General features: G+C 67.0%; 18 protein-coding genes and 2 pseudogenes. 4 read left to right on the top strand and 16 right to left on the bottom strand.

What is annotated here, in order from left to right:
- Positions 1-10: 10 nt before the first annotated feature.
- A complete protein-coding gene (locus ACIQCJ_RS00465; protein ID WP_402710249.1) occupies positions 11-940 on the bottom strand; it encodes a S41 family peptidase in 930 nt (309 codons plus the stop codon).
- A gap of 57 nt (positions 941-997) precedes the next feature.
- On the opposite strand from ACIQCJ_RS00465, the gene ACIQCJ_RS00460 reads away from it, so the two are divergent.
- Positions 998-1525 (top strand): ArsR family transcriptional regulator, encoded by a 528-nt coding sequence (locus tag ACIQCJ_RS00460; protein WP_391042058.1) that lies wholly within the window; start codon positions 998-1000, stop codon positions 1523-1525.
- Positions 1526-1576: 51 nt separating this feature from the next.
- On the opposite strand, the pseudogene ACIQCJ_RS00455 reads toward ACIQCJ_RS00460, so the two are convergent.
- From ACIQCJ_RS00455 to ACIQCJ_RS00440, 4 genes and pseudogenes are all read right to left on the bottom strand, one after another.
- Positions 1577-1920 (bottom strand): annotated as a pseudogene (locus tag ACIQCJ_RS00455) (transposase); the annotation flags it as partial.
- Positions 1921-2026: 106 nt separating this feature from the next.
- On the bottom strand, positions 2027-2317 hold the full coding sequence (locus tag ACIQCJ_RS00450; RefSeq protein WP_401305442.1) for a barstar family protein: 291 nt from the start codon (positions 2315-2317) through the stop codon (positions 2027-2029).
- A gap of 649 nt (positions 2318-2966) precedes the next feature.
- The gene (locus ACIQCJ_RS00445; protein WP_402710248.1) at positions 2967-3653 is read right to left on the bottom strand and encodes a TnsA-like heteromeric transposase endonuclease subunit; all 687 of its coding nucleotides are present in this window, start codon (positions 3651-3653) and stop codon (positions 2967-2969) included.
- A 631-nt stretch (positions 3654-4284) separates the two neighbouring features.
- On the bottom strand, positions 4285-4671 hold the full coding sequence (locus tag ACIQCJ_RS00440; RefSeq protein WP_402710247.1) for a hypothetical protein: 387 nt from the start codon (positions 4669-4671) through the stop codon (positions 4285-4287).
- A gap of 204 nt (positions 4672-4875) precedes the next feature.
- On the opposite strand from ACIQCJ_RS00440, the gene ACIQCJ_RS00435 reads away from it, so the two are divergent.
- Positions 4876-6624, top strand: a complete 1749-nt coding sequence (locus tag ACIQCJ_RS00435) for an AIPR family protein (RefSeq protein WP_402710246.1) — start codon at positions 4876-4878, stop codon at positions 6622-6624.
- 72 nt (positions 6625-6696) lie between these two features.
- Here the strand turns inward: ACIQCJ_RS00435 and ACIQCJ_RS00430 are convergent.
- From ACIQCJ_RS00430 to dnaB, 7 genes and pseudogenes are all read right to left on the bottom strand, one after another.
- A pseudogene (locus tag ACIQCJ_RS00430) lies at positions 6697-7008 on the bottom strand (hypothetical protein).
- Positions 7009-7012: 4 nt separating this feature from the next.
- A complete protein-coding gene (locus tag ACIQCJ_RS00425; protein WP_402710245.1) occupies positions 7013-7612 on the bottom strand; it encodes an SMI1/KNR4 family protein in 600 nt (199 codons plus the stop codon).
- Between the two features lie 80 nt (positions 7613-7692).
- Entirely contained in the window at positions 7693-10341 is a 2649-nt protein-coding gene (locus ACIQCJ_RS00420; RefSeq protein ID WP_402710244.1) for a TniQ family protein, read from the bottom strand.
- The gene (locus tag ACIQCJ_RS00415) at positions 10338-11459 is read right to left on the bottom strand and encodes an ATP-binding protein (protein ID WP_402710243.1); all 1122 of its coding nucleotides are present in this window, start codon (positions 11457-11459) and stop codon (positions 10338-10340) included. Before ACIQCJ_RS00415 ends, ACIQCJ_RS00420 begins: the two co-directional genes overlap by 4 nt.
- Positions 11456-13585 carry a helix-turn-helix domain-containing protein gene (locus ACIQCJ_RS00410; protein ID WP_402710242.1) on the bottom strand — a complete coding sequence of 710 codons (2130 nt, stop codon included), beginning with the start codon at positions 13583-13585 and terminating at the stop codon, positions 11456-11458. The genes ACIQCJ_RS00415 and ACIQCJ_RS00410 overlap by 4 nt, the downstream gene beginning before the upstream one ends.
- A gap of 171 nt (positions 13586-13756) precedes the next feature.
- On the bottom strand, positions 13757-14254 hold the full coding sequence (locus ACIQCJ_RS00405; protein ID WP_402710241.1) for a TnsA-like heteromeric transposase endonuclease subunit: 498 nt from the start codon (positions 14252-14254) through the stop codon (positions 13757-13759).
- Positions 14255-14505: 251 nt separating this feature from the next.
- On the bottom strand, positions 14506-16902 hold the full coding sequence (gene dnaB, locus ACIQCJ_RS00400; protein ID WP_402710828.1) for a replicative DNA helicase: 2397 nt from the start codon (positions 16900-16902) through the stop codon (positions 14506-14508).
- A gap of 689 nt (positions 16903-17591) precedes the next feature.
- Between dnaB and ACIQCJ_RS00395 the strand changes: the two genes are divergently transcribed.
- Positions 17592-19097 (top strand): MATE family efflux transporter, encoded by a 1506-nt coding sequence (locus ACIQCJ_RS00395; protein WP_402710827.1) that lies wholly within the window; start codon positions 17592-17594, stop codon positions 19095-19097.
- A 246-nt stretch (positions 19098-19343) separates the two neighbouring features.
- Here the strand turns inward: ACIQCJ_RS00395 and rplI are convergent, their stop codons facing one another.
- From rplI to rpsF, 4 genes are all read right to left on the bottom strand, one after another.
- Positions 19344-19793 (bottom strand): 50S ribosomal protein L9, encoded by a 450-nt coding sequence (rplI, locus tag ACIQCJ_RS00390; protein ID WP_355336647.1) that lies wholly within the window; start codon positions 19791-19793, stop codon positions 19344-19346.
- Positions 19794-19812: 19 nt separating this feature from the next.
- Positions 19813-20049 (bottom strand): 30S ribosomal protein S18, encoded by a 237-nt coding sequence (rpsR, locus tag ACIQCJ_RS00385; protein WP_031512678.1) that lies wholly within the window; start codon positions 20047-20049, stop codon positions 19813-19815.
- Positions 20050-20098: 49 nt separating this feature from the next.
- Positions 20099-20707: a single-stranded DNA-binding protein gene (locus ACIQCJ_RS00380; RefSeq protein WP_355336648.1), complete on the bottom strand. Its 609-nt coding sequence runs from the start codon at positions 20705-20707 to the stop codon at positions 20099-20101.
- Between the two features lie 99 nt (positions 20708-20806).
- Positions 20807-21097: a 30S ribosomal protein S6 gene (rpsF, locus tag ACIQCJ_RS00375; RefSeq protein ID WP_093711983.1), complete on the bottom strand. Its 291-nt coding sequence runs from the start codon at positions 21095-21097 to the stop codon at positions 20807-20809.
- Positions 21098-21376: 279 nt separating this feature from the next.
- Here rpsF and ACIQCJ_RS00370 point away from each other — a divergent pair, with 279 nt between their 5' ends.
- Complete coding sequence (locus ACIQCJ_RS00370) at positions 21377-21685, top strand: hypothetical protein (protein WP_355336649.1); 309 nt, start codon at positions 21377-21379, stop codon at positions 21683-21685.
- Positions 21686-21820: the final 135 nt, after the last annotated feature.

The raw sequence follows: 21820 nt of genomic DNA, 5'->3' as shown, positions 1-21820 counted from the left end.
CCGGCAGGGCTCAGCCCGCCAGTCGCGCGAGGGCCAGCGCGTGCGCGCGGTCCAGGGCGTCGGCGGCGGCGCAGGGGACGTCCGGCCGCACACCGGTGCCCTCCCAATTCGTGCCGGAGACGGGGTTGACCGCGCGGCCCACGGGGATGGTGGCCTCCAGGTGCGGGTGTACGGTCCAGCCGTTGCACGGGTGCGCGCCGCCGCGGGTGCGCTCGCCGACGACGACGGCGCGGCCGAGCTGTTGCAGGTCGTAGGCCAGCTCCTCGGCGGCGGAGAAGGTGCTCTCGCTGGACAGCACGTACACCGGCCCGCTGCCGCCGAAGCGGGCGCCGGGGACGTGGGGCAGGCTCCAGGACTGCTCGCCGCGCTCGCCGTTGCGGTCGCCGCCGCGCTCATCGCCGCGCCAGTACATGGTGTTGAGGTGGGTGCGCTCGTCCAGCAGGTAGCTGCACACGAAGGCGACCGTGTCCGGGTCGCCGCCCCGGTTGGCGCGAAGGTCCACGATCAGCGCCTGGGCGCGGGAGGCCAGGGTGAGCGCGGCGCCCAGCGGTTCCGCGGCCCACTCCAGCGGGAACAGCATCGGCCCAAGCGTCAGTACGGCGACGCCGCCGTCGAGCAGCTCCAGCCGGGGCACACCGCCCAGCGAGGTGTCGAAGTCCCGGCGCATGGCGGCCAGGCCGGCCGCCCCCTGCTCCGGGGAGACCGGGTCGGCGTAGTGCTTCAGCCTCAAGTGCCGGTCGCCGTTGACGGACTGGAGGTCCGCGGTGACCAGCCGGGCCAGCTCCTCGGCGTCGTCGACGCCGTACGCGCCCTCGGCGAGACGCCGTCGCAGCAGGCCGGCGAGCTGCTCGGCCGCCTCGGGGAAGACGTAGTGCTCGGTGAGCAGCCGGACCGTCTCGTCGATGACAGGGGCCGGGTGAAGGTTCGTCGGAATCGTCATGGCTGGGAGTAGAGCACCGTCCTTGCGAAAGCGTCAAAGACTTTAGACACTTTCGGTATGTCCGATCAGCCGACCTACCCGCCGCCTCCCGAGGACGTCCTGGAGATCAGCGCGCCCGAGCAGTTCGCGGCGCTCTCCCACCCCTTGCGCCAGCGGCTGCTCTTCGCCCTGGGCCAGCGGCCCGCCACCGTCAGCGGGCTCGCGGCCCAACTCGACGCGAAGAAGGGCAACGTGGCCCACCACCTCAAAGTGCTCCGCGAGGCCGGGCTCGTCCACATCGCCGAGACCCGCCAGGTCCGCGGCGGCACCGAGCACTCCTACCAGCGCACGGCCCGCCGCATGCTCGTCGCCGAACCCCAAGCGGCAGGCACCGCCGCGATGTTCGCCGCCGTCGCCCACGAACTGGACCGCTCACCCGTCGCCCCCCACCTGACCCTCCGCCACCTCCGCCTCAGCCCCGCCCAGGCGAAACACCTCGGCGACACCCTCACCCAACTCGTCGACGAGACCCCCGAAAACACCGAATCCCAGCCCGTCCACGGCGTCCTGGTAGCCCTCTACCACCACACCCCGCCCACCCCATAATCAACCCCACCCCCGGCACCCGCCGCCCACGAACGGCCTCACGGACGGTCAGGCCGCGTCGATGGCCTTCGTCGACACCGGAGTCACCCGCAAACCGATGATGCAGCGGGTGTACCAATCCATCGCAACGGTCAACTCCGCCTGGATCCACCGCAGTGTCACCGGGTCGAGCGCGAACACGTCCAGCCGCGTGGTGTCCATCAGCACGTACTCGCCCGGCCGCGTGGGCCGCAGCTTCCCGTACGGTCCTCCGGTCGGCCGGCGATGTCCCGATTCCGCTTCGTGCTCAGCCGGAACAGCGGATGGCGGCCCTTCAGCTCTTGGAGGATCCGGAACGCGGTTGCCCGGCTCGGCCGCGGCACCACCTCCGTGCCGAACCGGGCGATCACCCTCGATAGGGCATGACCTACGGCCCCGTCCGCCGTCTCACGCTGTGTCGGACGCTCAGCGTCTCAGCTCCACGTCGGAAGTCGCAGGCGGCGCCGGCCGCCGGACTCCACATCAGGTGAAACGCACGGTCAGCCTCTCGTCCGGCGCGTTCGACTCGTCTTCCGCGGCAGCTCGAACCAGGACGGACGCGATTGCCTCGAACGCTTCATCGCCCATGCGGTCACGACTGACTGCGGCGTTCTCCCAGACAATCTCGACTGGGCGCTCAACATCCCTGCTCAGACGGTCCCACAGGGCGCTCAGGTTGTGCCCGTAGTACGGACCGAAGTCCAGAGGCCCGGCAAGAACCCGGTGCAGGTCCGCCTGGCTTCCGATCTGTGCCCCGTCAATGGCGACCCGCATGCTTCCTCCACTTCTTCGGTCGGCCGAGCGACTCTACGAACACCCGGCACCCCTGCAGGCACCGCGCTCCGCTGAACTGCGGTGTCTCACGGTCGATGTCGGATCCGACTTCCATCCGACATCGACCGTGAGATTCCGACACGAAATCTGAGACCCTACAGCGTTGTAGGTTCCCACGGCTGGTGTCATCTGCCGCGCCTCTGACCTGGTCAGTTCTCGGGCATCCCACGCCATGTCATCCGCTGGAATCCCAGTTCCGTGTCATTTACCTAACCTGCCCGGCGGAGTGGGAGGAAGACTCGCCGCCCAGAAGGCGGTCATGCTGCGGCTGTGGCCCTCCATGCAGCGGTGACTCCAAGCGCACTGTGCCGTCGCCGAGGTCTACCGCCCAAAGGCTCTCCACACTCACCGGCGGCCAGCCGTCCTCATCTGTCTCCAGCCGGAAGTGGACCATTATGTGGTCGTCCTTGATGTTCGTCACCGCACCATCATCCACAGCCGCCATGCCTCGGGAGGCCGTCGAGCGTTCCAGGCCTACAACACCTCGGGCTCACCGGTCACTGCAGCGGCGATAAGCGCCACAAGATTGTCGGTCCAGCAGTCGGACTCCTTGGTGGCGACTTCAACACCGCAGCCAATACACATGAGGTTAGGTCCGTCCTGGCCGGCGAGTCCGCAGCAACCAGCGAGACGCCGCGGATCGGTATGAACCGCAGTCCCCGGAGCGTCGTCCGGGTGAAGGATCAAGAGGCTGGCATCGAAGTTGACCTTGAAGTTTCCTGGGGCCATCCGGGGTGGGACCACCTCGTGGCTCGGATGCCGCTCGGGGCCCCTGACTGGCTCTCCTGCTACCAACTCGTTCGTTAGAGGCTGTCGGCAGTTGGCGCAGCGAAATATGGTCACGTGGCCATTCTCTGCGCTTTTGAGCCAACGAACTGCGCGGGGTGGCTGCCAGCCGGAACACCAACGGAGCCAGACGTGCGCTGAACGCGATCTCCGGCTTCTCAAGCCGGTGACGCGGCTTGACGTCCACGACCACCGGCCCGTCGTCCGTCACCAGCAGATAGTCCGGGATGTGCTTGCGAACCTTGCCATCCACGTCGGCCTTGAGCATGAACGGCTGGGCGATGATGTGCCGCATCTCTGGGGCGAAGTCGGCGAACAGCAGCCGCCCCAGCTCCAGCCGCGACTCGTAGATCACGTGGTCGCCCACCGTCGCCGACCAGTACGTGCCCGAATAGTGCTGCTGCCCCTTGTACCAGCGGAACATCCGCCACGGCCGAGCCTCCCGCAGCAGCCCGAGCGGCACCGACGGCCACTCCAGGTCCTCCACCACGGACTCGTCACCACGCCGGACACTCTGCCGTACCGGCGCGGCCACCGCTGTACCCATCGGACCACCAACCCCGCGTTTCCGGAGGTGGCCCCGCTGGCCGCGTAACGCCGGGGTCCAGCCCCAGCCACGCACGCAGACGCTGAACGGGGCGGTCCCGTACACAAAGAGGGGAACTGCTCGCTCACGGGGCATGAATCCCATCCCCCTGTCCTATTGGCCACGCGGTGGACATCGCCGGTGGGAAAAGGACACGGGACCTGGGATCCCACAGCGTCTGTAGGATCTCGCGGCTCGTGGCCTAGGCTGAGGCTGTGACCTGCGGCTTCTCGTGAAGTCTTACGCCGTGTCTAGCAGTTCAGTCTCAGGACCGTGTCTAAATCCTCGGCAAGCTCACCGAGCGCGATCCGCTGGCGCATAAGTACCAGCCGACGTCGGTAAAACCGCAGGTAGCTGACCAGCTGACCTCCGCCTTCTGCGTCGCCCCCGCGATGCGGTGTTGATCAAGGCCCGGGGAGTTCGGCCCGCTCATGTGTCTACCCCACGGCGCGCGGCGGAGCCGCCCCGGGCCGCTGACCTGCGACTAAGCGGACGTCAGTGAATACGTAATGCGCTGGAATCGGATCGCTTCGAGTCAGTGCGCTTCCTGCGGTTCACCGCAGGTGGTACATACCCCAGGCTGCATGATCCCGTCGTGGAAGTCATGGTAGAAACTGCCCGGCCCGTAGTAGTCGCGCATCGCTTTGCCCGCGCAGTCTCGGTAGTTCGCCATCCGGCACCGGCCACAGCAGTCGTGACTCGTGATGGAATCCTTCGCTTTCTTGCTGCACGCATCGTGGCCGCACGCCCGGTACCCGCCGGAGCCGCTGTTCGAGTGGGTACCGAAGCTGCCCGGGTCGTCGCGAAATCTGCGGATGACCGCCTCGTCTGACTCGCCGGCGGCGCGCGGCCGTGCGTTTACGGCGAGTTGGCTGACAACTACGGCTGCGCCCAGCGCGGCCCATAGCCATTTGCTACGCATCGGTTCCCCCTTGTGGTCGGTTCAGCGGCGACGGTATCGGCTGCAGCCGCCGGCCGGGATGAGTACCTGACGTGCGGCAGGCACGACCTATGCGTTTGGCTTGACCCACGCCACAGGGACGTTGTCGGCTTACTGCTCAAGATCGCGTTCGGGCAGCGGTGGGCAGCGTCAGTCGAGCTTGCGATGAGCCAGTACTCTGACGGTGTGACGGATGGCCTTGAAGTTGCCCTGCAGAAGCGCGCTGACCTCGATCAGTACGGCTCCAACAAGCGCCTCCTGTTTGCGCTGCAACTCATGTTCGATATTGAGGACATCGGTACGGTTGCGGCCACCTCGCTGACAGACCACCCCAACGACAAGTCGTGCGATCTGCTCTACATCGATCGCGGCACCGGCCGTGTTGTTCTCGCCCAGGGCTATGAGTCCGCGAACAACACGAAGTTGCAGGCACCAGGGAGGAAGGCCGCCAGCCTTCACCAGGCGGTCAATTGGTTGTTCAGCAAGAGTGAGCCCAGCGGCGTGCCGGACGCCCTACGCGTCGCCTGGCGCGAACTTCACGATGCGCTGACAGACGACGTCATCGGCGATGTGGCGATCTGGTACGTCCACAACCTCCCCGAGTCTGAACAGGTCCTCGGAGAACTCCAAGCAGCTCGCGATGCTGCGTACGCCCAGTTGCGCCAGGGCTATCCGCACAGTGAGATCGATGTTTCTTGCGAAGAACTTGGCCGCGAGCGGCTTTCCGAGCGCTACGAGAACTCACAGACGCCGATCCTCGTGGCGGACACCTTCACGATCGAAGTTCCAGGGGCGTTCGAGGAACGTGGCGACAAGTGGACAGCCTTGTGCACGAGCGTGCCAGTCCGCTGGCTGCATGAGCAATTCGAGCAGCATGGTGCCTCGCTGTTTTCGTCGAACGTTCGCGACTACCTGGGAAGCCGCCGGTCACAGAGCAACATCAACAATGGTATCCAGGAAACCGTACTCACCGAGCCATCAAACCTTTGGGCCTACAACAACGGCATCACTGCACTAGTTCACGACTTCAGCTTCATCGAAGGTGTCGTCAAGATCACCGGACTCGGCATCGTCAATGGTGCCCAGACGACCGGAGCGATCGGCTCGGTCCCTGCGGAGGACATCGGTCAGGATAGTCATGTCCTCACCCGGTTCATCCGCTGCAACGACCCCGAGACCGTTGGAAGCATCGTTCGCTTCAATAATCGTCAAAATCCCACCCAGGCGTCAGACTTTCGCAGCAACGACAGCGTACAAAGGCGCCTTGTCCGCGAGTTTCAACAGTTGGGGGTTGTCGGCTACAACGGGGGACGGCGAGGCGGCGCCGAAGATGTGATCCGACGTCCGGGAGAAAACCAGCTCTCCGCCGAGGTCGCAGCACAAGCTCTTGCCGCGTTCCACGGGGAGTCCGGCGTTGCGTATCACGAGAAGAGCAAGATCTGGGAGCAGGACGCCCTTTACAGCAGAGTCTTCCCCGAACGCGTCACAGCCGAGCACATCGTGTTCGTAGCGAGTCTGCTCCGTGCCATCGAGACGGAGAAGGGACGACTCGGCCGAATCACCGAGAGTGCGCGGACCGAGGACGAGAGCGAGCTCTTTGAGTGGTTCAGTCTGCGTGGGTCGATCATGATCGCTGCAGAGGCTATCGGAATCACGCGGGAAACTCTCGCTGGAGAGGCCGTCAGCGATGCCTACGTGATGCGGTTCAAGAAGAACCTAGCTATGTCCGAGGCGGCCAAAGTGTGGGAGCCGATCGTGGAGTCCCTGCTTGCCTTTGCCCCAGGCCAGCTAAGAGACCCGCTGGTGACAGCGTCTCTTCGCAACCGGCAGGCGGTCGACACGGCGCTGCGTAATTTCCGCTCTCAGGTGGTAGCAGCACGTAAGCACAACCGAACTACCTATGAGACCTTCATGGACCAAGTTGTGTCTCGGTAAAGGAAACGGCGCCCGCTAGCAACTCAGTTCACGAGCGCATCTTGCCAGCCAGGGTACGGGTCATGCCGGGGGTCAGCGGGGCCGGGATGCGATCTGACGCCGGGCCGGACCCCAGACTTCCTCGAACTCTTCGGCGGTGAGCTGTTCGGGATCGTAGTCTTCCCATTCTGAGACGGGCAGCTCGGCTGTGATCCCGAACCTGCTGGTACTCATCGAGGCGGCCTGCGTCGCGGGCCTGCTGCCGTTCATCGAGGGAGGCGGCTGCGATCGGTGTCAAGTCAGGCCCCTGGAGTTCGACCTGCCGGGTCACCCAGCCTTCGGAGTCGACCTCGAATAGAACCAGACGTCTTCCGCGCCCCAGTAGCAGCGGATCCTGGTCGTCACGTGGTCAGTCACTCCTGGCGGCAGAACTTCGCACGGCGAGGCGGCTTGATTGGTGTCGCGCAGCGGGGGAGGTGAGTTCCAGTGCCCGGTTGTCGCATCCGCTTGCCATCTGGTCGAGCCAGCGCTCGTACCAGGCCAGGAAATCACTCGCCGAGGAGACGTCGGGTCCCCAAAAACCGTCGCTGTTCCCAGTGAGGATTCGCCCGGTGAGCGGTCCGGTGATGCCGAGGAGCACGAGGTCGCTGCACCCGGCTTCGATGATGTTCAGGAAGAGGTCGCCCTCTGCCCTCCTTCGGTTGGTTTCTGTGAAGGCCCGCGGGCTGCCGTGCTCCCCTTGGGGGTTCATGGTGAACAGCTCGCACTTTTTCAAGGGCAACAGGCCGTAGAAGGGTGAAGCCCCGCTGCCGCCGAGTTCGGTGAGGAACGCGCGATAGGCGACGGGGAGCTCGATCTGGGCCTCGGCCTCGAAACGCATCACCTGGATTGCGGACAGGGGCGGAGCAAGCCGGAACTGGTGCTTTTCCTCACCGAACGAGTGGCTTCGCTGCGGAGCAAACGGAACCTTGGCCAGCTTGCGCCGCAGGCGGGGTATGCGGGAGTCCATGTGAACTCTTCTCTCGTGTCGACTACCAATCTATCGAACCTGGCCCCTCCTGCGGACGGTGCGCTCTGCGGCGGTCTTCATCACGTTGCACTATCCCGAAGGGTGCGAATGGCTCGGAGCACTCTCCTCCCGAAGGGGGTCAGCACCATGGGCCGGCCGCGTTCGGCTCTGACCAACAGCGGTTCGCCGAGTTCTCGTTCGATCCGGTTGATCTGTGCGACGAGGGCGAACGTGTTGAGTCCGAGGTCAGCTGCCGCCGCGCCGATGCTGGGGTAGGCGGAAGCGGCTGCGAATCGGTTCAGGCGTTCACGGTCACCTTGACCGAGGAATGCCGGGCGGAGGATTCGCGGTGCCTGGTGGACTTCGTCAGCAGCGCGAAGAGTCTGGTTGTGGCTGGCTCCCCCAGGTGATCGCCGCGGAATGTCGTGGATTTTGGCCCAGCGGGCCATGTTCGCGGTGCTCATGCCCTTCTCGCGGGCGAGGTTGGGCAGAGTCCGACGCTGGTTGACGTACTGCTCGATCAACCAGTCGCGTTCGACCTCTCCTCGGCGTTTGTAGTCCTGGGGGCCGTCTCGCAGGGGGATGTCGTACTCGTGGGCGAGCCTGGTCAGCACGCCGCGACCGAATCCGGTGAGGACGGCGATCTCGTTCAGGGACTGGTGCTCGTCAAGGTAGAGGCGGGCGAAAGCCTCTCTGGGTAGGTCCTGGCGGGCCTTGTGGCGGATGCCGCCGGTCGCCCTGGCTGCGGATGATGACAGCAGTGCGGCTGGCGCGGGGTGCTCGTCCAGGATGAGGCGGATCGCCTCGATGCTCGTGCCGAGGAATTCCGCCGCGTACTGGACCGGGTTCTTCTGCTGACGGACGATGCGGTGCAGGTGGGGAAGGTCGATGCGCGCAGGGTCGGGGCCGGGAAGGTCGAGTCCGTCGAGCAGGGACACGGGTGGCTGCCAGGTCACCGGCTCATCGCGGATGCCCTGGTCGGCGAGGAACTCGTATGCCACTTGGTCGAGTTCTGCCGCCAGCTCGGGGGTGTGCAGGGCAGCAGTGCGGGCGGCATCCGCTCTGAAGTGTGCTTCGCTTCCGCTGGGGTATCCAGGTGCGGCTTCGATGGGATGGCCGCTGATGCGTTGGAACAACTGCGACCGGATGACCAGCTCGCGCCGACCATGGCCCGGTGATGTGCCGGTGCGCCGGCAGACGGCCACCCAGTGCTCATGCGGCATCAGGCCGGTGTAGTTCAAGCGGCGGCGACGCCGGTAGTCGATGGGGACGTCGTGGGTGTCCAGGTAGTCGGCCAACCGAATCAGGGCAGTCATCGTGGCCGGCCAGTGCGGCTGATTGTCCAGCAGTTGCAGGATGCGAGAGACATCGATGCCCTCGGTGACCGCGCCGAGGCGTTGGGCGGCGGCGTCGAGTTTGATCTTGTTTCCGATGACCAGCAGTGCGCTGGCCAGAACGGGGGCGAGAACTCGGGGGTAGACACCGTCGGGCGGCGCAAGTCGTACTGCCAGGGACGGCCAGAACATACCGGGGATCTTCCGGGCCCGCCGCGTCGCTTCGGCATCGGTGAGGTTCGGCCTGCTCGGCATGGCGGTCACCGCGCGGAAGCGAAGTTGGTCGCTGGGCCGGAGCGAAGGGCCAAGAGCCGCCAGGTGGACGGCGTTCAGGATGGGGCTCAGGCCGCGCCCCCAATCGTCAATGCTGGTGGCGCTGACCTGCCCGAGTTCCTCGCGCATCGTCTCCAGCAGGCCCCGCATCTCGGCCCCGGCCTCATGGACATCGCGGTGTTCGAGGACTCGGAGCGCGATGGTCACCGCAACAGCTGTGCTCACGGCCCGCGGAGGAGCCATGAAGCCGGGCCGTTCGATGGCCCGGGATGCCAGGCGCGAACCGGCATTCGGCACGAGATGCCCCTCGGCGAGATCGGGCGGCACCATGTCCGCGATGGTGCCGCCCGGGAGGTCTGCCAGCACACGGCCGCCGATGGCTCGGATGTCCGCGAGAGCGCTGTGTGCCGGCTGCGGGTTGCTGACGTAGGAACCGAAGGCGGCCGTCCCGGACTCGATGACCTGCAGAAGGAGGTCTTGGGCCCTCAGTGCCGGATGGTCTGCAGGCAGCGGAAGGGTCCGGGTCAGGGTCAGGTCGAAGCCGCAACCGCCGGAGGGGTCCCGGTCCGGGGCGGTGGGGGGATTGCCGCAGATGCCTGGCTGAGGGACTGTCCAGCCAGAGCGAGGCCGCTCGCGCTGTACACGGTCGCACCTTGGGCAGCAGTCGGCCAGAAGGCGTTGGTGGAGGAGACAGGCGAAGGCCCAGCCCAGACGCCAGGTGAGCTGCCAGCGGCCGCCGGAGTCCGCCAGGCAGTCGGGGCAGAACCGCGAGCCTCGTGCCCTGCCCCAGAACACCCGGCGGTTGACGTGCCGGTGCTCCAGGTCGATGAGAAGGGCCCGTTGGTCGTAGTGGGCCAGTGTCATGGCCGTGATCGCGGTGGACGAAAGCCCACTGCTATGGGCGAGGGCCGCGGTTTCCTGTTCTCGCAGCGCGATTGTCCAGTCGGGCGGGATGTCCCGCAGGTGGTTCCCGGACCTGTTCCTCACCGGGAACCCGAGGTGCGACCGGACATCGCCCAGGGGGGTGCTCAGGCGCAGTGCCAGGGCTTCGAGCCATGAGTCGAGGGCTTCGCCGGGTAAGGGGGCCAGTCGGACGGGGAGCGTTCTGCGGGCGGCTGTCACGCAGCCTTCTTGCGGGTGACCCGGGGCCGACTGGTCAACTTCCTTGTTTCTAGAGCGGCTTCGAGTTCCTTGCGTGCCTGCTCGGATGCCTCATCGTTCTTCACGCCGTCCAGCAGGTCTCGGCTGAGCGATTCCTGCCCGTTGCGGACGGCTCGCTGGCAACCTCGATTGATCAGCGTCATCAATGAGCCGATGTGGCCGGTGCTGCGGGCGAAGAGGTAGTCGGACAGATCGTCGGCGAGCATGCCGGGGTGCTTGCCGGCCAGGACCACGCGTTGCTCCAAGGCCAGCAGCATCTGCCGCCATTCCCGGCGGTTCTCCTCGGTCTCGATGGTGAACGGCCGCATCCCCAGACGAGTGGTGCGGCGGCCGGTCTGAGCCATGGCGGCGTCGCCTCTGGTTTCGCCCTCGCTGAACAGTCCCTTGTCGGCCAGTCCGACGCCGATCATCAGCAAGGTCACCGGGAACTCGTTGGCGATCCACTTGAGGTGGTTGCTGACTTCAATGCCGTTCGTCCTCTGCCACTTCAGGAAGTGCAGATCGTCGAGAGCCAGCAGGCGGACTTCGCAGGAGAGCATGCAGTCCAGGGCCCGATGACCAAGTTGAGCGGTGGTTCCACGGTTGCGACCGGGGTGCCCGAAAAACTCCAGCATGGAGCGGTTGAGGTCCTTCATGCCGGTGTTGCCGGTCAGGCCGACGCGACAGACGGGCAGGCGTTCGTGTCCTTGGGCGGTCAGCTGTCCCCGCTCGGCGATCTCCCTGCGGTGGAATTCCTGGAGGAACGCCAGCACTGAGGTGGTCTTGCCGAGGCCCGGGAAGGCATCGAGTGCGACGGCGCCCTTGGCCTTGTCGCCATCCTGCAGGTTGCTGTCGACGATGTCCCACAAGTCCTCGTGGAGTTCGGACAGTTGCGGCGTCCTGATGGGCCCGAGATTGGCATGCCACTCACGTCTCAGCAGGTCGTACTCAGCCTTCGCGGCCAGGCTCAGCGCCGCGACCTGTGCCATGGTCAGATGCTCGGGCCGGATGCGGCGCGGGGCCTCGGCGAACGCCTTGAAGTCCTCCTTGCGCGATAGGGCCAGGTTCGCCGGGCTGGGCATGCCTGCCGTGTCGGTCACACGTCCTCCAACGCGTCCTCGTAGAAGTCGTCCTCGTCGGTGAGGTCCTCCAGGTCAGCCTCGTCGTCGTCCCCACCCTCCGCAGACTCCGGCAGTTCGCCTCTCGGCATCTCCGGAGCCACCCCGAGGGCCTTGCGTACCGAGGGAAGCGAAATGACGGTCTCGGCTTCGGTCTCCGGCAATTCGATGGCCGCCTGCTCACGGGAGAGTCGCAGGGCCATGCGTCGCTCGGGCACGGTCGTACCAAGTCCGAGGTTCCAGCGTTCCAGCAGGTCGGCGACCGCGAGCCGGTCATCTGGGTAGCGGTACTTGGAGGCCGCCAGCTTCCTGGCGAAGTCCAGGGCCTCCTTGCTCAACGGCATCTGCATGGACGGCGCATGCTCCCACAGCAGTGTGTGCCATCGCCTGGTGTCGGGATCCCGGAAGTAGATCCGGGTGACGTCGTCCGGGTCGACCTGGAACGGCCAGCTGTTCTTGCCCGGGCCGTCGTAAGGGCTCTTGAGCTTGCGGCAGGCGTTGAGCCCGGGACCGTTGTAGCGGCGGCGGTCGATCTCAACGCCGTAGTGCTGAATCGTGCGCCACTTGGTCTCAAGGAACTCAAAGGCAAGGTCCGGGTCCCGGGGGACCTCGATGTAGCCGGCCCTGGCCATGCCGTGCTCGAACGTCTTCGCCGGAGACATCCTCATCCCGGGCAGACCCGGATCGAGGAGGCTGGAGTGGGGTCGCGAGTGGTAGGCCGTCGCGGTCCACTCACGGATGATCGTCTCCAACTCGTCCAGGAAGAAGAACGCTTCGTCCTCCGGCTTCTCTCCCCGGGAGTGGATGTCGGGCCCCTTGTAGCCGGGCAGCGCCTGCAGCAGGTCCTCGCGGATGGTCCGGAAAAACCGCTCGACGGGTCCCTTGTCCCGTCCCGTCCGCAGCCGCGCCGGTTGGATCGAGATCCCCATCCGGGGGCAGACGCTCGTCAGATGCTCCGACACGTAGACCTTGCCGTGGTCCACCACCAGGGTCTCCGGCACCAGCGGCGGGGAGGCGAGCCCCGGGCCCTCAGCCTTCTCAACGTCCACCAGGACCGTGCGGGGAATGCCGTGCTCGGGCCAGACCGCGTGGCTGGGCCAGTCCTGCCCAGCCGGCCGAGGCCGGAAGGACTGGTAGAGCACCGCGCTGACATCCACTGCCTTCGTCGACACCGGCGTGAGCGTGATCCCGGTGATGCACCGGGTGTACCAGTCCATACCGACACTGAGCTCGGCCTGAACCCATCGCAGCGTCAACGGATCGAAGGCGAAGACGTCCAGCCGGGTGGAGTCCATCACCAGGTACTCGCCCGGCCGGGTCGGACGCAGCTTGCCGTAGACCCCGTCCGGCCGGCCCGCGATATCGCGGTTGCGCTTCGTGCTCAGCCGGAACAGTGGATGCCGCCGCTCCAACTCCGCCAGCACCCGGAAAGCTGCTGCTCGACTCGGCTGCGGAACGACCTCCGGACCGTACCTCGCAATGACCCGGGCCCGGGTCCGCTCGATCACCATGGTCCGCGACGGCTTCGACTCCTCGGTGTGCTCGACCATCACCTCAAGGGCGGTCTCCACCCAACGGTCATCGGCCCTGCCATGGGACTTCCGGGAAGGTCCGCTCTTCGCTACCAGGCCGGCTTCGCCGTGCTCACGGAAATCAGCGACCCATCGCCTCACCGTGCGTGCGGCGATACCCAGTTCAGTCGCCTTCGCCTCCTGCCGTGTCTCCATCGACAGCGTGGACACGTACTCCGGGCGCGGCTCACCCTCACGAGCGAGCTCGGAGAAGCCCGAGCGAAAGCCCGTCAGAACCTCACGGACGTGCTCGGCTCGGTCCAGAACCCTGCTTCTCTCCGCTGTATCGAGCTGCCCGAGAACCACCGAGGCGATCACGTCGACATCGTCCGCCGATGCCCCGGGCTCGTCAGGAATGACAGCGGCACGGTCGGAGAACAACAGCTCCTTCAGGGACAGACGCAGAAGTCGGCCTCGGCCGTCCTTCAACACCACCTCGTTGCCCGCCGTCGTTGCAGCCATCTCGATTACCTCGACGGTCTCCCCGTCATAGCGAAGGCGGCTGCCGACTCCCACTCGGGCTCCAGCCCTGCTCATGCGGCCCTCCTCAGCACCCTCGAAGAGCTGAGGGGTCTACCGAGGTCGACAGTGAAGTAGCCGGTCCAGAGAAGGTGATGGATTGCCGCTCGCACCAACGGCTCCGGGTACGGAAGAAGGGACGACATCGCCTGGGCCGTTGCGACACCGTCCATTTCGGCATTGCGGATCTCATCCCAGGAGCTCCTGGCTGACCAGCCAGTCCCTGCGGTAGCCGGCCAGGAACCGAATGTTCTCCAGCTCCACAACCGGCGGCTCACTCGACACCTCGTACGTCCACCCCCGAGCCTCCACCAGCTCTCGCGTCCAGTCGAAAGTGAAGACAACCTCGGGCCTGGACAACCGACGCAGCGGCTTGACGTCTACCACCACCGGGCCCTGATCAGTGATCAACAGGTAGTCCGGTATGTGCCTTCGCGCCTTCCCTCGCACCGTGACCGTCAACAGAAACGGCTGGGCGATGATGCGATTCACCGAGGGGGCGAAGTCTGCAAGGAGTAAACGGCTCAGCTCCAAGCGCGACTCGTAGATCACGTGGTCCTGCATGGTCGCGGACCAGTAGGTGCCGGAGTAATGCTTCTGCCCCTTGTACCAGCGGAACGTCCGCCACGGCACTGCGGACTGCAGCAGGTCAATCGAGACCGCAGCCCATTCCTGATCATCAATCACTTCGCCATCTCGGCAGCGAACACTCACAGTTGCAGTAGCACTGTCCATCGCGCACACCCCCGGCCCATGGACCCTTGCCCATAGACCCACGGTGCCAGCACGCTCGTCTCAGACGGGCAGCGCTGCGTGCTGTTCATCCGAACGGGTGACGGCCCTGAGCTGCCAGTCTCAGATTTGCGTCCTACCGGCCTCAGTCCGGACATCCATACTGAGATTTGGACACGAAATCTGAGACCCTACAGCGTCCCCGGTCAGGTCTGGGCCATGTCCACGAAGCGGGAGTAGTGGCCCTGGAAGGCGACCGTGATGGTGGCGGTGGGGCCGTTGCGGTGCTTGGCGACGATCAGGTCGGCCTCGCCCGCGCGGGGGGACTCCTTTTCGTAGGCGTCTTCGCGGTGGAGGAGGATCACCATGTCGGCGTCCTGTTCGATGGAGCCGGATTCGCGCAGGTCGGAGACCATGGGCTTCTTGTCGGTGCGCTGTTCGGGGCCACGGTTGAGCTGGGAGAGCGCGATGACCGGGACTTCGAGCTCCTTGGCGAGGAGCTTGAGGTTACGGGACATGTCCGAGACCTCCTGCTGACGGCTCTCGGGGCGGCGCGAGCCGCCCGACTGCATGAGCTGGAGGTAGTCGATGACGACCAGGCGCAGGTCGTTGCGCTGCTTGAGGCGACGGCACTTGGCGCGGATCTCCATCATCGACAGGTTCGGCGAGTCGTCGATGTAGAGCGGCGCCTCGGTGACGTCCGACATCCGCCGGGCCACCTTCGTCCAGTCGTCGTCCGTCATGGTCCCCGACCGCATGTGATGCAGCGCCACCCGCGCCTCGGCGGACAGCAGCCGCATCGCGATCTCGTTGCGCCCCATTTCGAGCGAGAAGATGACGCTGGGCATCTTGTTGGCGATGGAACACGTCCGGGCGAAGTCCAGCGCGAGCGTGCTGTTGTGGGTGGGCACCATGGAGCGGGTGGCCAGGTACAGGTGGTCCGGGTTGTCCACCTGCACGCAGCGGACCGGGACGCTCGTGACCGGGGTGACGGAAGTGATGTACCGCGTGACCTGCTCGCGTTTCCACTGCCCTCGAACGGAACTCGCCTTACGCGGAATCCGGGCAAGAGGAAGATTCGTCGGAACGATGACGTCCCAGGAGTCCGCGCCGATCACGTCGGCCCTGGTACGCCCGGTGCGGTGGTGAACCCGCGGGACGCAACCGAGGGAGACGACAAGCTCACAGAATCCGTCGACCAGTTCGCGATGGGTGTTCGTGAACCGATAGGCCCCGTCGCCATCGACGGTCCCGTCCGCATCCACCATGCCCTGCGCCAGCGCCAGACGCTGGTCGAAGGACGCGCGCAGGTACCCGGCCGGGATGTGCTTGCCAGCGGACAGACCGAGCTGGCTCCACGCGTCCCTCAGCCCACGCACACCGAAGTGGCCGGTGCTGCTGTGCCGACGAGCGTCATACCCGGCCGCGTCAAACTCCTTGATCAGCCAGTCGCGGTCCTGTGGATCGCAGGCGACACGCCCGCTTCCGGCGGTATCGCCGTCCCCGAGGAGGTAGCCGAGCACGTACGGATCGACGGGCAGATCGACTTCAGGGCCGACGAGAGCCCTCGTGGCCGGGATCGCGTGATTGTTCTCGTGCAGCGCACGGACCGTTGCGGCGATCTCCCTGGTGCTGCGCGGCCTGACGGCCTTGCTCTCGGGTTCGGGACGATTCCACTGCTGCTGGACGGCGCCCGCGGTCCTGCCGGGTTCGGTGCCGGCGGATGACCGTGAGGGAGACCAGGACGGCCAGTTGTCCGGGTAGGAGGTGGCCTCTGGCCTCGCGTGGTCGAATGCCTCGCGAGTGTTCCGGTCCCAGGTGAGCCACTGATGGTCCGCGTCAGCCAGGACCTTCGTACCGTCGGAGAACGTGACCTCGTAGCAAGGACGCCCGACCATGACGTCGGTGGCGGCGACCACTCGGGTCGGTGTGCCGTCGGCGGCGAGGAGGTGGTCGCCGACCTGGACCGCGCCCATCGTCGTCCAGCCGGTCGGGGTGGGCAGGGGGGTGTCGAGCGCCAGGGCCTTGCCCATCGCCGGGCGGGCGGCGATGACGATCATCTGGCCGGGGTGGAGGCCGTTGGTGAGGGAGTCGAGGTCGGTGAAGCCGGTGGGGACGCCGGACATCTGGCCGCTGCGGGAGCCGATGGCCTCGATCTCGTCGAGGGCGCCCTCCATGATGTCGCCGAGGGGGAGGTAGTCCTCGGAGGTGCGCTGTTCGGTGACGGCGTAGATCTCGGCCTGGGCGTTGTTGACGATCTCGTCGACGTCGCCGTCGGCGGCGTATCCCATCTGGGTGATGCGGGTGCCGGCTTCGACGAGGCGGCGCAGGACGGCGCGTTCGTGGACGATCTCGGCGTAGTACTCGGCGTTGGCCGCCGTGGGGACGGCGTTGACGAGGGTGTGGAGGTAGGGGGCGCCGCCGACGCGGGCGATCTCGCCGCGCTTGGTGAGTTCGGCCGCGGTGGTGATGGGGTCGGCGGGCTCGCCGCGGGCGTAGAGGTCGAGGATCGCCGCGTAGATCGTCTCGTGGGCGGGGCGGTAGAAGTCGGCGCCCTTGAGGACTTCGACGACGTCGGCGATGGCGTCCTTGGAGAGCAGCATGCCGCCGAGGACGGACTGTTCGGCGTCGAGGTCCTGCGGGGGGACGCGCTCGAAGCCGCCGCCGCCCTCGGACCAGCGGTTGCTGTCGCTGTCGTCGTTGCCGTTCTTCTTGCGGAAGCGGGTGACGGGGGGCCGGTCGCTCGGACCGGCTTCCGGGGGTGCTTCCCCCCAGTGCTCGTCCGCGGGTTCGGGCTGGCTCATCCGCGCCACCTCCTCCCGTCCCTGCGGACCGTTCGACCGCGTTCGACCGCACCCCGTTACGTGCCACGCGTTCGTGGAGCACGGCTCTTTCTTACGGCACGGCGCCGACATTTGAGTCACCCGGGGCCGCTCGCGGCGCGTCGGGGGACGGTCCACGGTAGGGCTCTCGGCGGCCCTGACCAACCCGGTTATCCACAGGGGGTGTGGACGGCGGCGGCATACCTGTGGAGAAGTGGCCCCAACCTGTGTACAGCCCTTGGGACGACGCTGTGGACAAGCTGACAATCTACTCAAGGGAACGGCTCTGACCTGGCCTTTCTCCATCCATAGCCTGTGCAGGAGAAAAAAATTCACGGTCGGCCCAAGATCGCCACAAACAACGCGGAGGAGATCACTCTACGCAGTCACCCGTAATAGTCGAGGGCGGCCTTTACCTCTTACTTGTGGACGATTACCCTGTGCATGTGAATCCGCTCGCCAAGCCCGCAGTGGAGAAGGATCCGGCCTCGTCCCCCCGCACGCCCGCCCGGGGCCGCCACGACCGGGAGATCCTCGCCCTCGCGGTCCCCGCCTTCGGCGCGCTGGTCGCCGAACCCCTCTTCGTCATGGCCGACAGCGCGGTTGTCGGCCATCTCGGCACCGCCCAGCTCGCGGGCCTCGGCGTCGCCGCCGCGCTCCTCACCACCGCCGTCAACATCTTCGTCTTCCTGGCGTACGCGACCACCGCCGCCGTCGCCCGCCGGGTCGGCGCGGGCGACCTGCCCGCCGCGATCCGCCAGGGCGTGGACGGCATCTGGCTCGCGCTGCTGCTGGGCGCGCTGGTGATCGCCGTCGTCCTCCCGGCGGCCCCGGCCGTGGTCGACCTGTTCGGCGCGTCGCCGACCGCCGCACCGTACGCGACCACGTATCTGCGGATCAGCTCGCTCGGCATCCCCGCGATGCTGATGGTGCTGGCGGCGACCGGCGTCCTGCGCGGCCTCCAGGACACCCGCACCCCGCTGTACGTGGCGGTCGGCGGATTCGCCGCCAACGCGGGGCTCAACGCGGGCCTGGTATACGGCGCGGGACTCGGCATCGCGGGCTCCGCGTGGGGCACGGTCATCGCCCAGAACGGCATGGCGGCCGTCTATGTGTGGGTGGTGATCCGCGGCGCCAAGCGGCACCTCGCCAAGCCGCACCTCCCGACGCGGGACGACACGGCGCGGGACGACACAGCGCGGCACCTCCCGACGCGGGACGACACGACGCGGCACCCCGCGCCGCGACACGACACCGCGCCACACGACCCCGCGACGGACGCCCGTACGGGTGCACGCTCCGCCCTGTGGACCCTGTTGCGCCCCGACCCCGCAGGCATACGCGCCTGCGCCCGAGCCGGCGTCCCCCTCCTCGTCCGCACCCTCAGCCTGCGGGCCGTCCTGCTCATCGCCACCGCCGTCGCCGCGGGGCTCGGCGACGCCGAGATCGCCGCCCACCAGATCACCCTCACCGTCTGGTCCCTGCTCGCCTTCGCCCTGGACGCCATCGCCATCGCGGGACAGGCGATCATCGGCCGCTACCTGGGCGCGGACGACCCCGAGGGCGCCCGCGCCGCCTGCCGCCGCATGATCGAGTGGGGAGTGGCCTGCGGGGTCGTCCTGGGGCTGCTGGTGACGCTGGCCCGGCCGCTGATCGGGCCGATGTTCACCTCGGACCCGGCCGTACGGGACGCGCTGGCGTCCGCGCTGCTGGTGGTCGCGCTGGCGCAGCCGGTCTGCGGCATCGTCTTCGTCCTGGACGGCGTGCTGATGGGCGCGGGCGACGGGCCGTATCTCGCCTGGTCGATGCTGGGGACGCTGGCCGTCTTCGCGCCCGCCGCGCTGGCCGTGCCCGCCCTGGGCTGGGGGCTGACCGCGCTCTGGTGGGCGATGACCCTGATGATGCTGACCCGGCTCGCCGCCCTGTGGCTCCGGGCCCGCTCCGGCCGCTGGATCGTCACGGGCGCCGCCCGCTGAGACCGCGAGCCGCCCCCCGAGCCGCCCGCTGAGGAGCCCAAGGCACTCGCCGAGAGCCCGAGCCGCCCGCCGAGGAGCCCAAGGCACTCGCCGAGAGCCCGAGCCGCCCGCCGACACACCTCACAGCGAGCGGCCAGACCTCACAGCGCCCGCCGCACCCGGAACCCCGCAACGACGAAGGGCCGGGCACCCCCGCAATCGGGGTGCCCGGCCCTCCCTGTTCCACGTGGAACACAGCGGTCGCGATTACGCGGCCACGACCTCCAGGTCGAGGACGGCCTCGACCTCGGGGTGCAGCCGCACCGTCACCTTGTGCGCGCCCAGCGTCTTGATCGGCGAACCGACCTCGAGACGACGCTTGTCGACGGCCGGACCACCGGCGGTCTTGATCGCCGCGGCGATGTCGGCCGGGGTGATCGAGCCGAACAGCCGGCCGGTGTCACCGGCGCGGGTGCTGAGCTGGACCTTGACGCCCTGGAGCTGCGCCTTGACCGCGTTCGCGTCGTCCAGCGAGTGGATCTCGCGGATGCGGCGGGCGCGGCGGATCTGCTCGACGTCCTTCTCGCCACCCTTGGTCCACGCGATGGCGAAGCCACGCGGGATCAGGTAGTTGCGGGCGTAGCCCGGCTTGACGTCGACGATGTCGCCCGCGGCACCCAGGCCGCTGACCTCGTTGGTAAGGATGATCTTCGACATGCTTCAGGTCACCCTTTCCTTATCGAGCGGTCGACGTGTAGGGCAGCAGCGCCATCTCACGGCTGTTCTTCACGGCCGTGGCGACGTCACGCTGGTGCTGCGTGCAGTTGCCGGTGACGCGGCGGGCACGGATCTTGCCGCGGTCGGAAATGAACTTCCGCAGCATGTTCGTGTCCTTGTAGTCCACGTACACGGTCTTGTCCTTGCAGAACGCGCAGACCTTCTTCTTCGGCTTGCGCGGGGGCGGCTTCGCCATGGTGATTCTCCTAATGCGATCTTGCGATCAAGAAGTGAGGATGCCCGCCCTAGAAGGGCGGCTCGTCCGAGTAGCCGCCGCCGGAAGAAGCGGCACCGGAGCCGCCGCCCCAGTTACCGCCACCGCCGCCCTGGCCGCCGCCGGCCGGCGCGCTGGTCGCCCACGGGTCGTCGGCGGGAGCACCGCCGCCGCCCTGGGGCTGGCCGCCACCGGAGCTTCCGCCCCAGTTGCCGCCGCCGCCCTGGCCGCCGCCTCCGCCGAACCCGCCGCCCTGCTGACCGCCACGACCGCCACCGCTGGTCTTGGTGACCTTGGCCGTCGCGCTCTTCAGGCTGGCGCCGACTTCTTCGACGTCCAGTTCGTAGACCGTCCGCTTGACGCCCTCACGGTCCTCGTACGACCGCTGCTTCAGCCGGCCCTGCACGATGACGCGCATGCCTCGCTGGAGCGACTCGGCGACGTTCTCGGCCGCCTGCCGCCAGACCGAGCAGGTGAGGAACAGGCTCTCGCCGTCCTTCCACTCGTTGGTCTGCCGGTCGAAGGTGCGCGGAGTGGACGCGACTCGGAACTTCGCGACCGCCGCACCCGACGGGGTGAAGCGCAGCTCGGGGTCGTCGACAAGATTGCCGACAACCGTGATGACGGTCTCGCCTGCCATGGGATGACCTCTCGGCGGTGTGCTGACTGCTTCTGGCTGCTGCTACTGACTACTGCTGGCTACTACTCGGTTACTGCCCCGGTGCGCTGAGCGGAGAGCTCAGTGCAGTTCGGGGCGGAGGACCTTGGTCCGCAGAACCGACTCGTTCAGGTTGAGCTGACGGTCGAGCTCCTTGACGACCTCAGGCGTGGCCTTGAGGTCGACGACCGAGTAGATGCCCTCGGGCTTCTTGTTGATCTCGTAGGAGAGGCGACGACGGCCCCAGGTGTCGACCTTCTCCACGCTGCCGCCACCATTGCGGACGACGGCGAGGAAGGACTCGATCAGCGGGGAGACAGCGCGCTCCTCAAGATCGGGGTCGAGAATGAGCATGAGCTCGTAGTGACGCATAGGGGAACCCACCTCCTTTGGACTCAGGCGGCCACGGCGTTTCCGTGGCAGGAGGGTTTGTATCTGCGTCGCAACGGTAGCGCGGGGCACTGACAGTCGAGTGACAGACAGTCGAGCGGCGGATCGGTCCGAGGAGCGTTCCGCCGAGTCGGGCGAGGCCCGGCCCACGCACAGACACCGGTGCAGACCGTACAGACTACCCGCACAGGTCCCCCGGGTTGAAATCCGCCCCCTTTTGCCCCCAATCTGGACACATCTACTCCGTCACGGAGGTGCCCCATGGCACAGCACGCGGAACGGACCCACCACCTCACCTTCAACACCGACGGCCGACCGCACCCGCTGGAGAACACGCTGGTCGCGGTGACCGTCGTCCTCGGCGCGATCGCGATCATCTCCTCGGCCTTCAACAGCCTGCATCTGCTCAGTTCCTGGACCGGTCTGGTCGGCATCCTCACCGGCGGCTACGGCCAGTTCATCTCGGCGACCACGGCGGAGCGGTTCGCTCTCGTCATCGGCCTCGGCATGGCGGCGGTCGGCTTCTACATCGGTGTCGCGCACGGCGGCCTGTTCGGCGGGCTCTGGTAGCGGCGGCCGGCAGTCGCCGACAGCACCGGCGAGCAGTAGCGAGGGCGCTTCCCCCGCGCAGTAGGCTTCGGGCCAGAAAACAGCACCGGAAACCCACCACAAGCAAGTAGTGAGCATTCCAGCCCGCAGTCGTGA

The sequence above is a fragment of the Streptomyces sp. NPDC093221 genome (assembly GCF_044753885.1).
Lineage (GTDB): Bacteria > Actinomycetota > Actinomycetes > Streptomycetales > Streptomycetaceae > Actinacidiphila.
The sequence above is the reverse complement of the archived record's forward strand: the minus strand, read 5'-3'. Positions and strand labels throughout refer to the sequence as shown.

What these genes read in the sequence shown, in the direction of transcription:
- rpsF (WP_093711983.1), bottom strand. Translation starts at nt 21,097, where the DNA reads ATGCGTCACTACGAGCTCATGCTCATTCTCGACCCCGATCTTGAGGAG.
- rpsR (WP_031512678.1), bottom strand. Translation starts at nt 20,049, where the DNA reads ATGGCGAAGCCGCCCCCGCGCAAGCCGAAGAAGAAGGTCTGCGCGTTC.
- ACIQCJ_RS00450 (WP_401305442.1), bottom strand. Translation starts at nt 2,317, where the DNA reads ATGCGGGTCGCCATTGACGGGGCACAGATCGGAAGCCAGGCGGACCTG.
- ACIQCJ_RS00440 (WP_402710247.1), bottom strand. Translation starts at nt 4,671, where the DNA reads ATGCGTAGCAAATGGCTATGGGCCGCGCTGGGCGCAGCCGTAGTTGTC.
- dnaB (WP_402710828.1), bottom strand. Translation starts at nt 16,902, where the DNA reads ATGCTGCTCTCCAAGGACGCCATCGCCGACGTCGTCGAAGTCCTCAAG.
- ACIQCJ_RS00460 (WP_391042058.1), top strand. Translation starts at nt 998, where the DNA reads ATGTCCGATCAGCCGACCTACCCGCCGCCTCCCGAGGACGTCCTGGAG.
- ACIQCJ_RS00465 (WP_402710249.1), bottom strand. Translation starts at nt 940, where the DNA reads ATGACGATTCCGACGAACCTTCACCCGGCCCCTGTCATCGACGAGACG.
- ACIQCJ_RS00380 (WP_355336648.1), bottom strand. Translation starts at nt 20,707, where the DNA reads ATGGCAGGCGAGACCGTCATCACGGTTGTCGGCAATCTTGTCGACGAC.
- ACIQCJ_RS00410 (WP_402710242.1), bottom strand. Translation starts at nt 13,585, where the DNA reads ATGAGCAGGGCTGGAGCCCGAGTGGGAGTCGGCAGCCGCCTTCGCTAT.
- ACIQCJ_RS00425 (WP_402710245.1), bottom strand. Translation starts at nt 7,612, where the DNA reads ATGGACTCCCGCATACCCCGCCTGCGGCGCAAGCTGGCCAAGGTTCCG.
- rplI (WP_355336647.1), bottom strand. Translation starts at nt 19,793, where the DNA reads ATGTCGAAGATCATCCTTACCAACGAGGTCAGCGGCCTGGGTGCCGCG.
- ACIQCJ_RS00370 (WP_355336649.1), top strand. Translation starts at nt 21,377, where the DNA reads ATGGCACAGCACGCGGAACGGACCCACCACCTCACCTTCAACACCGAC.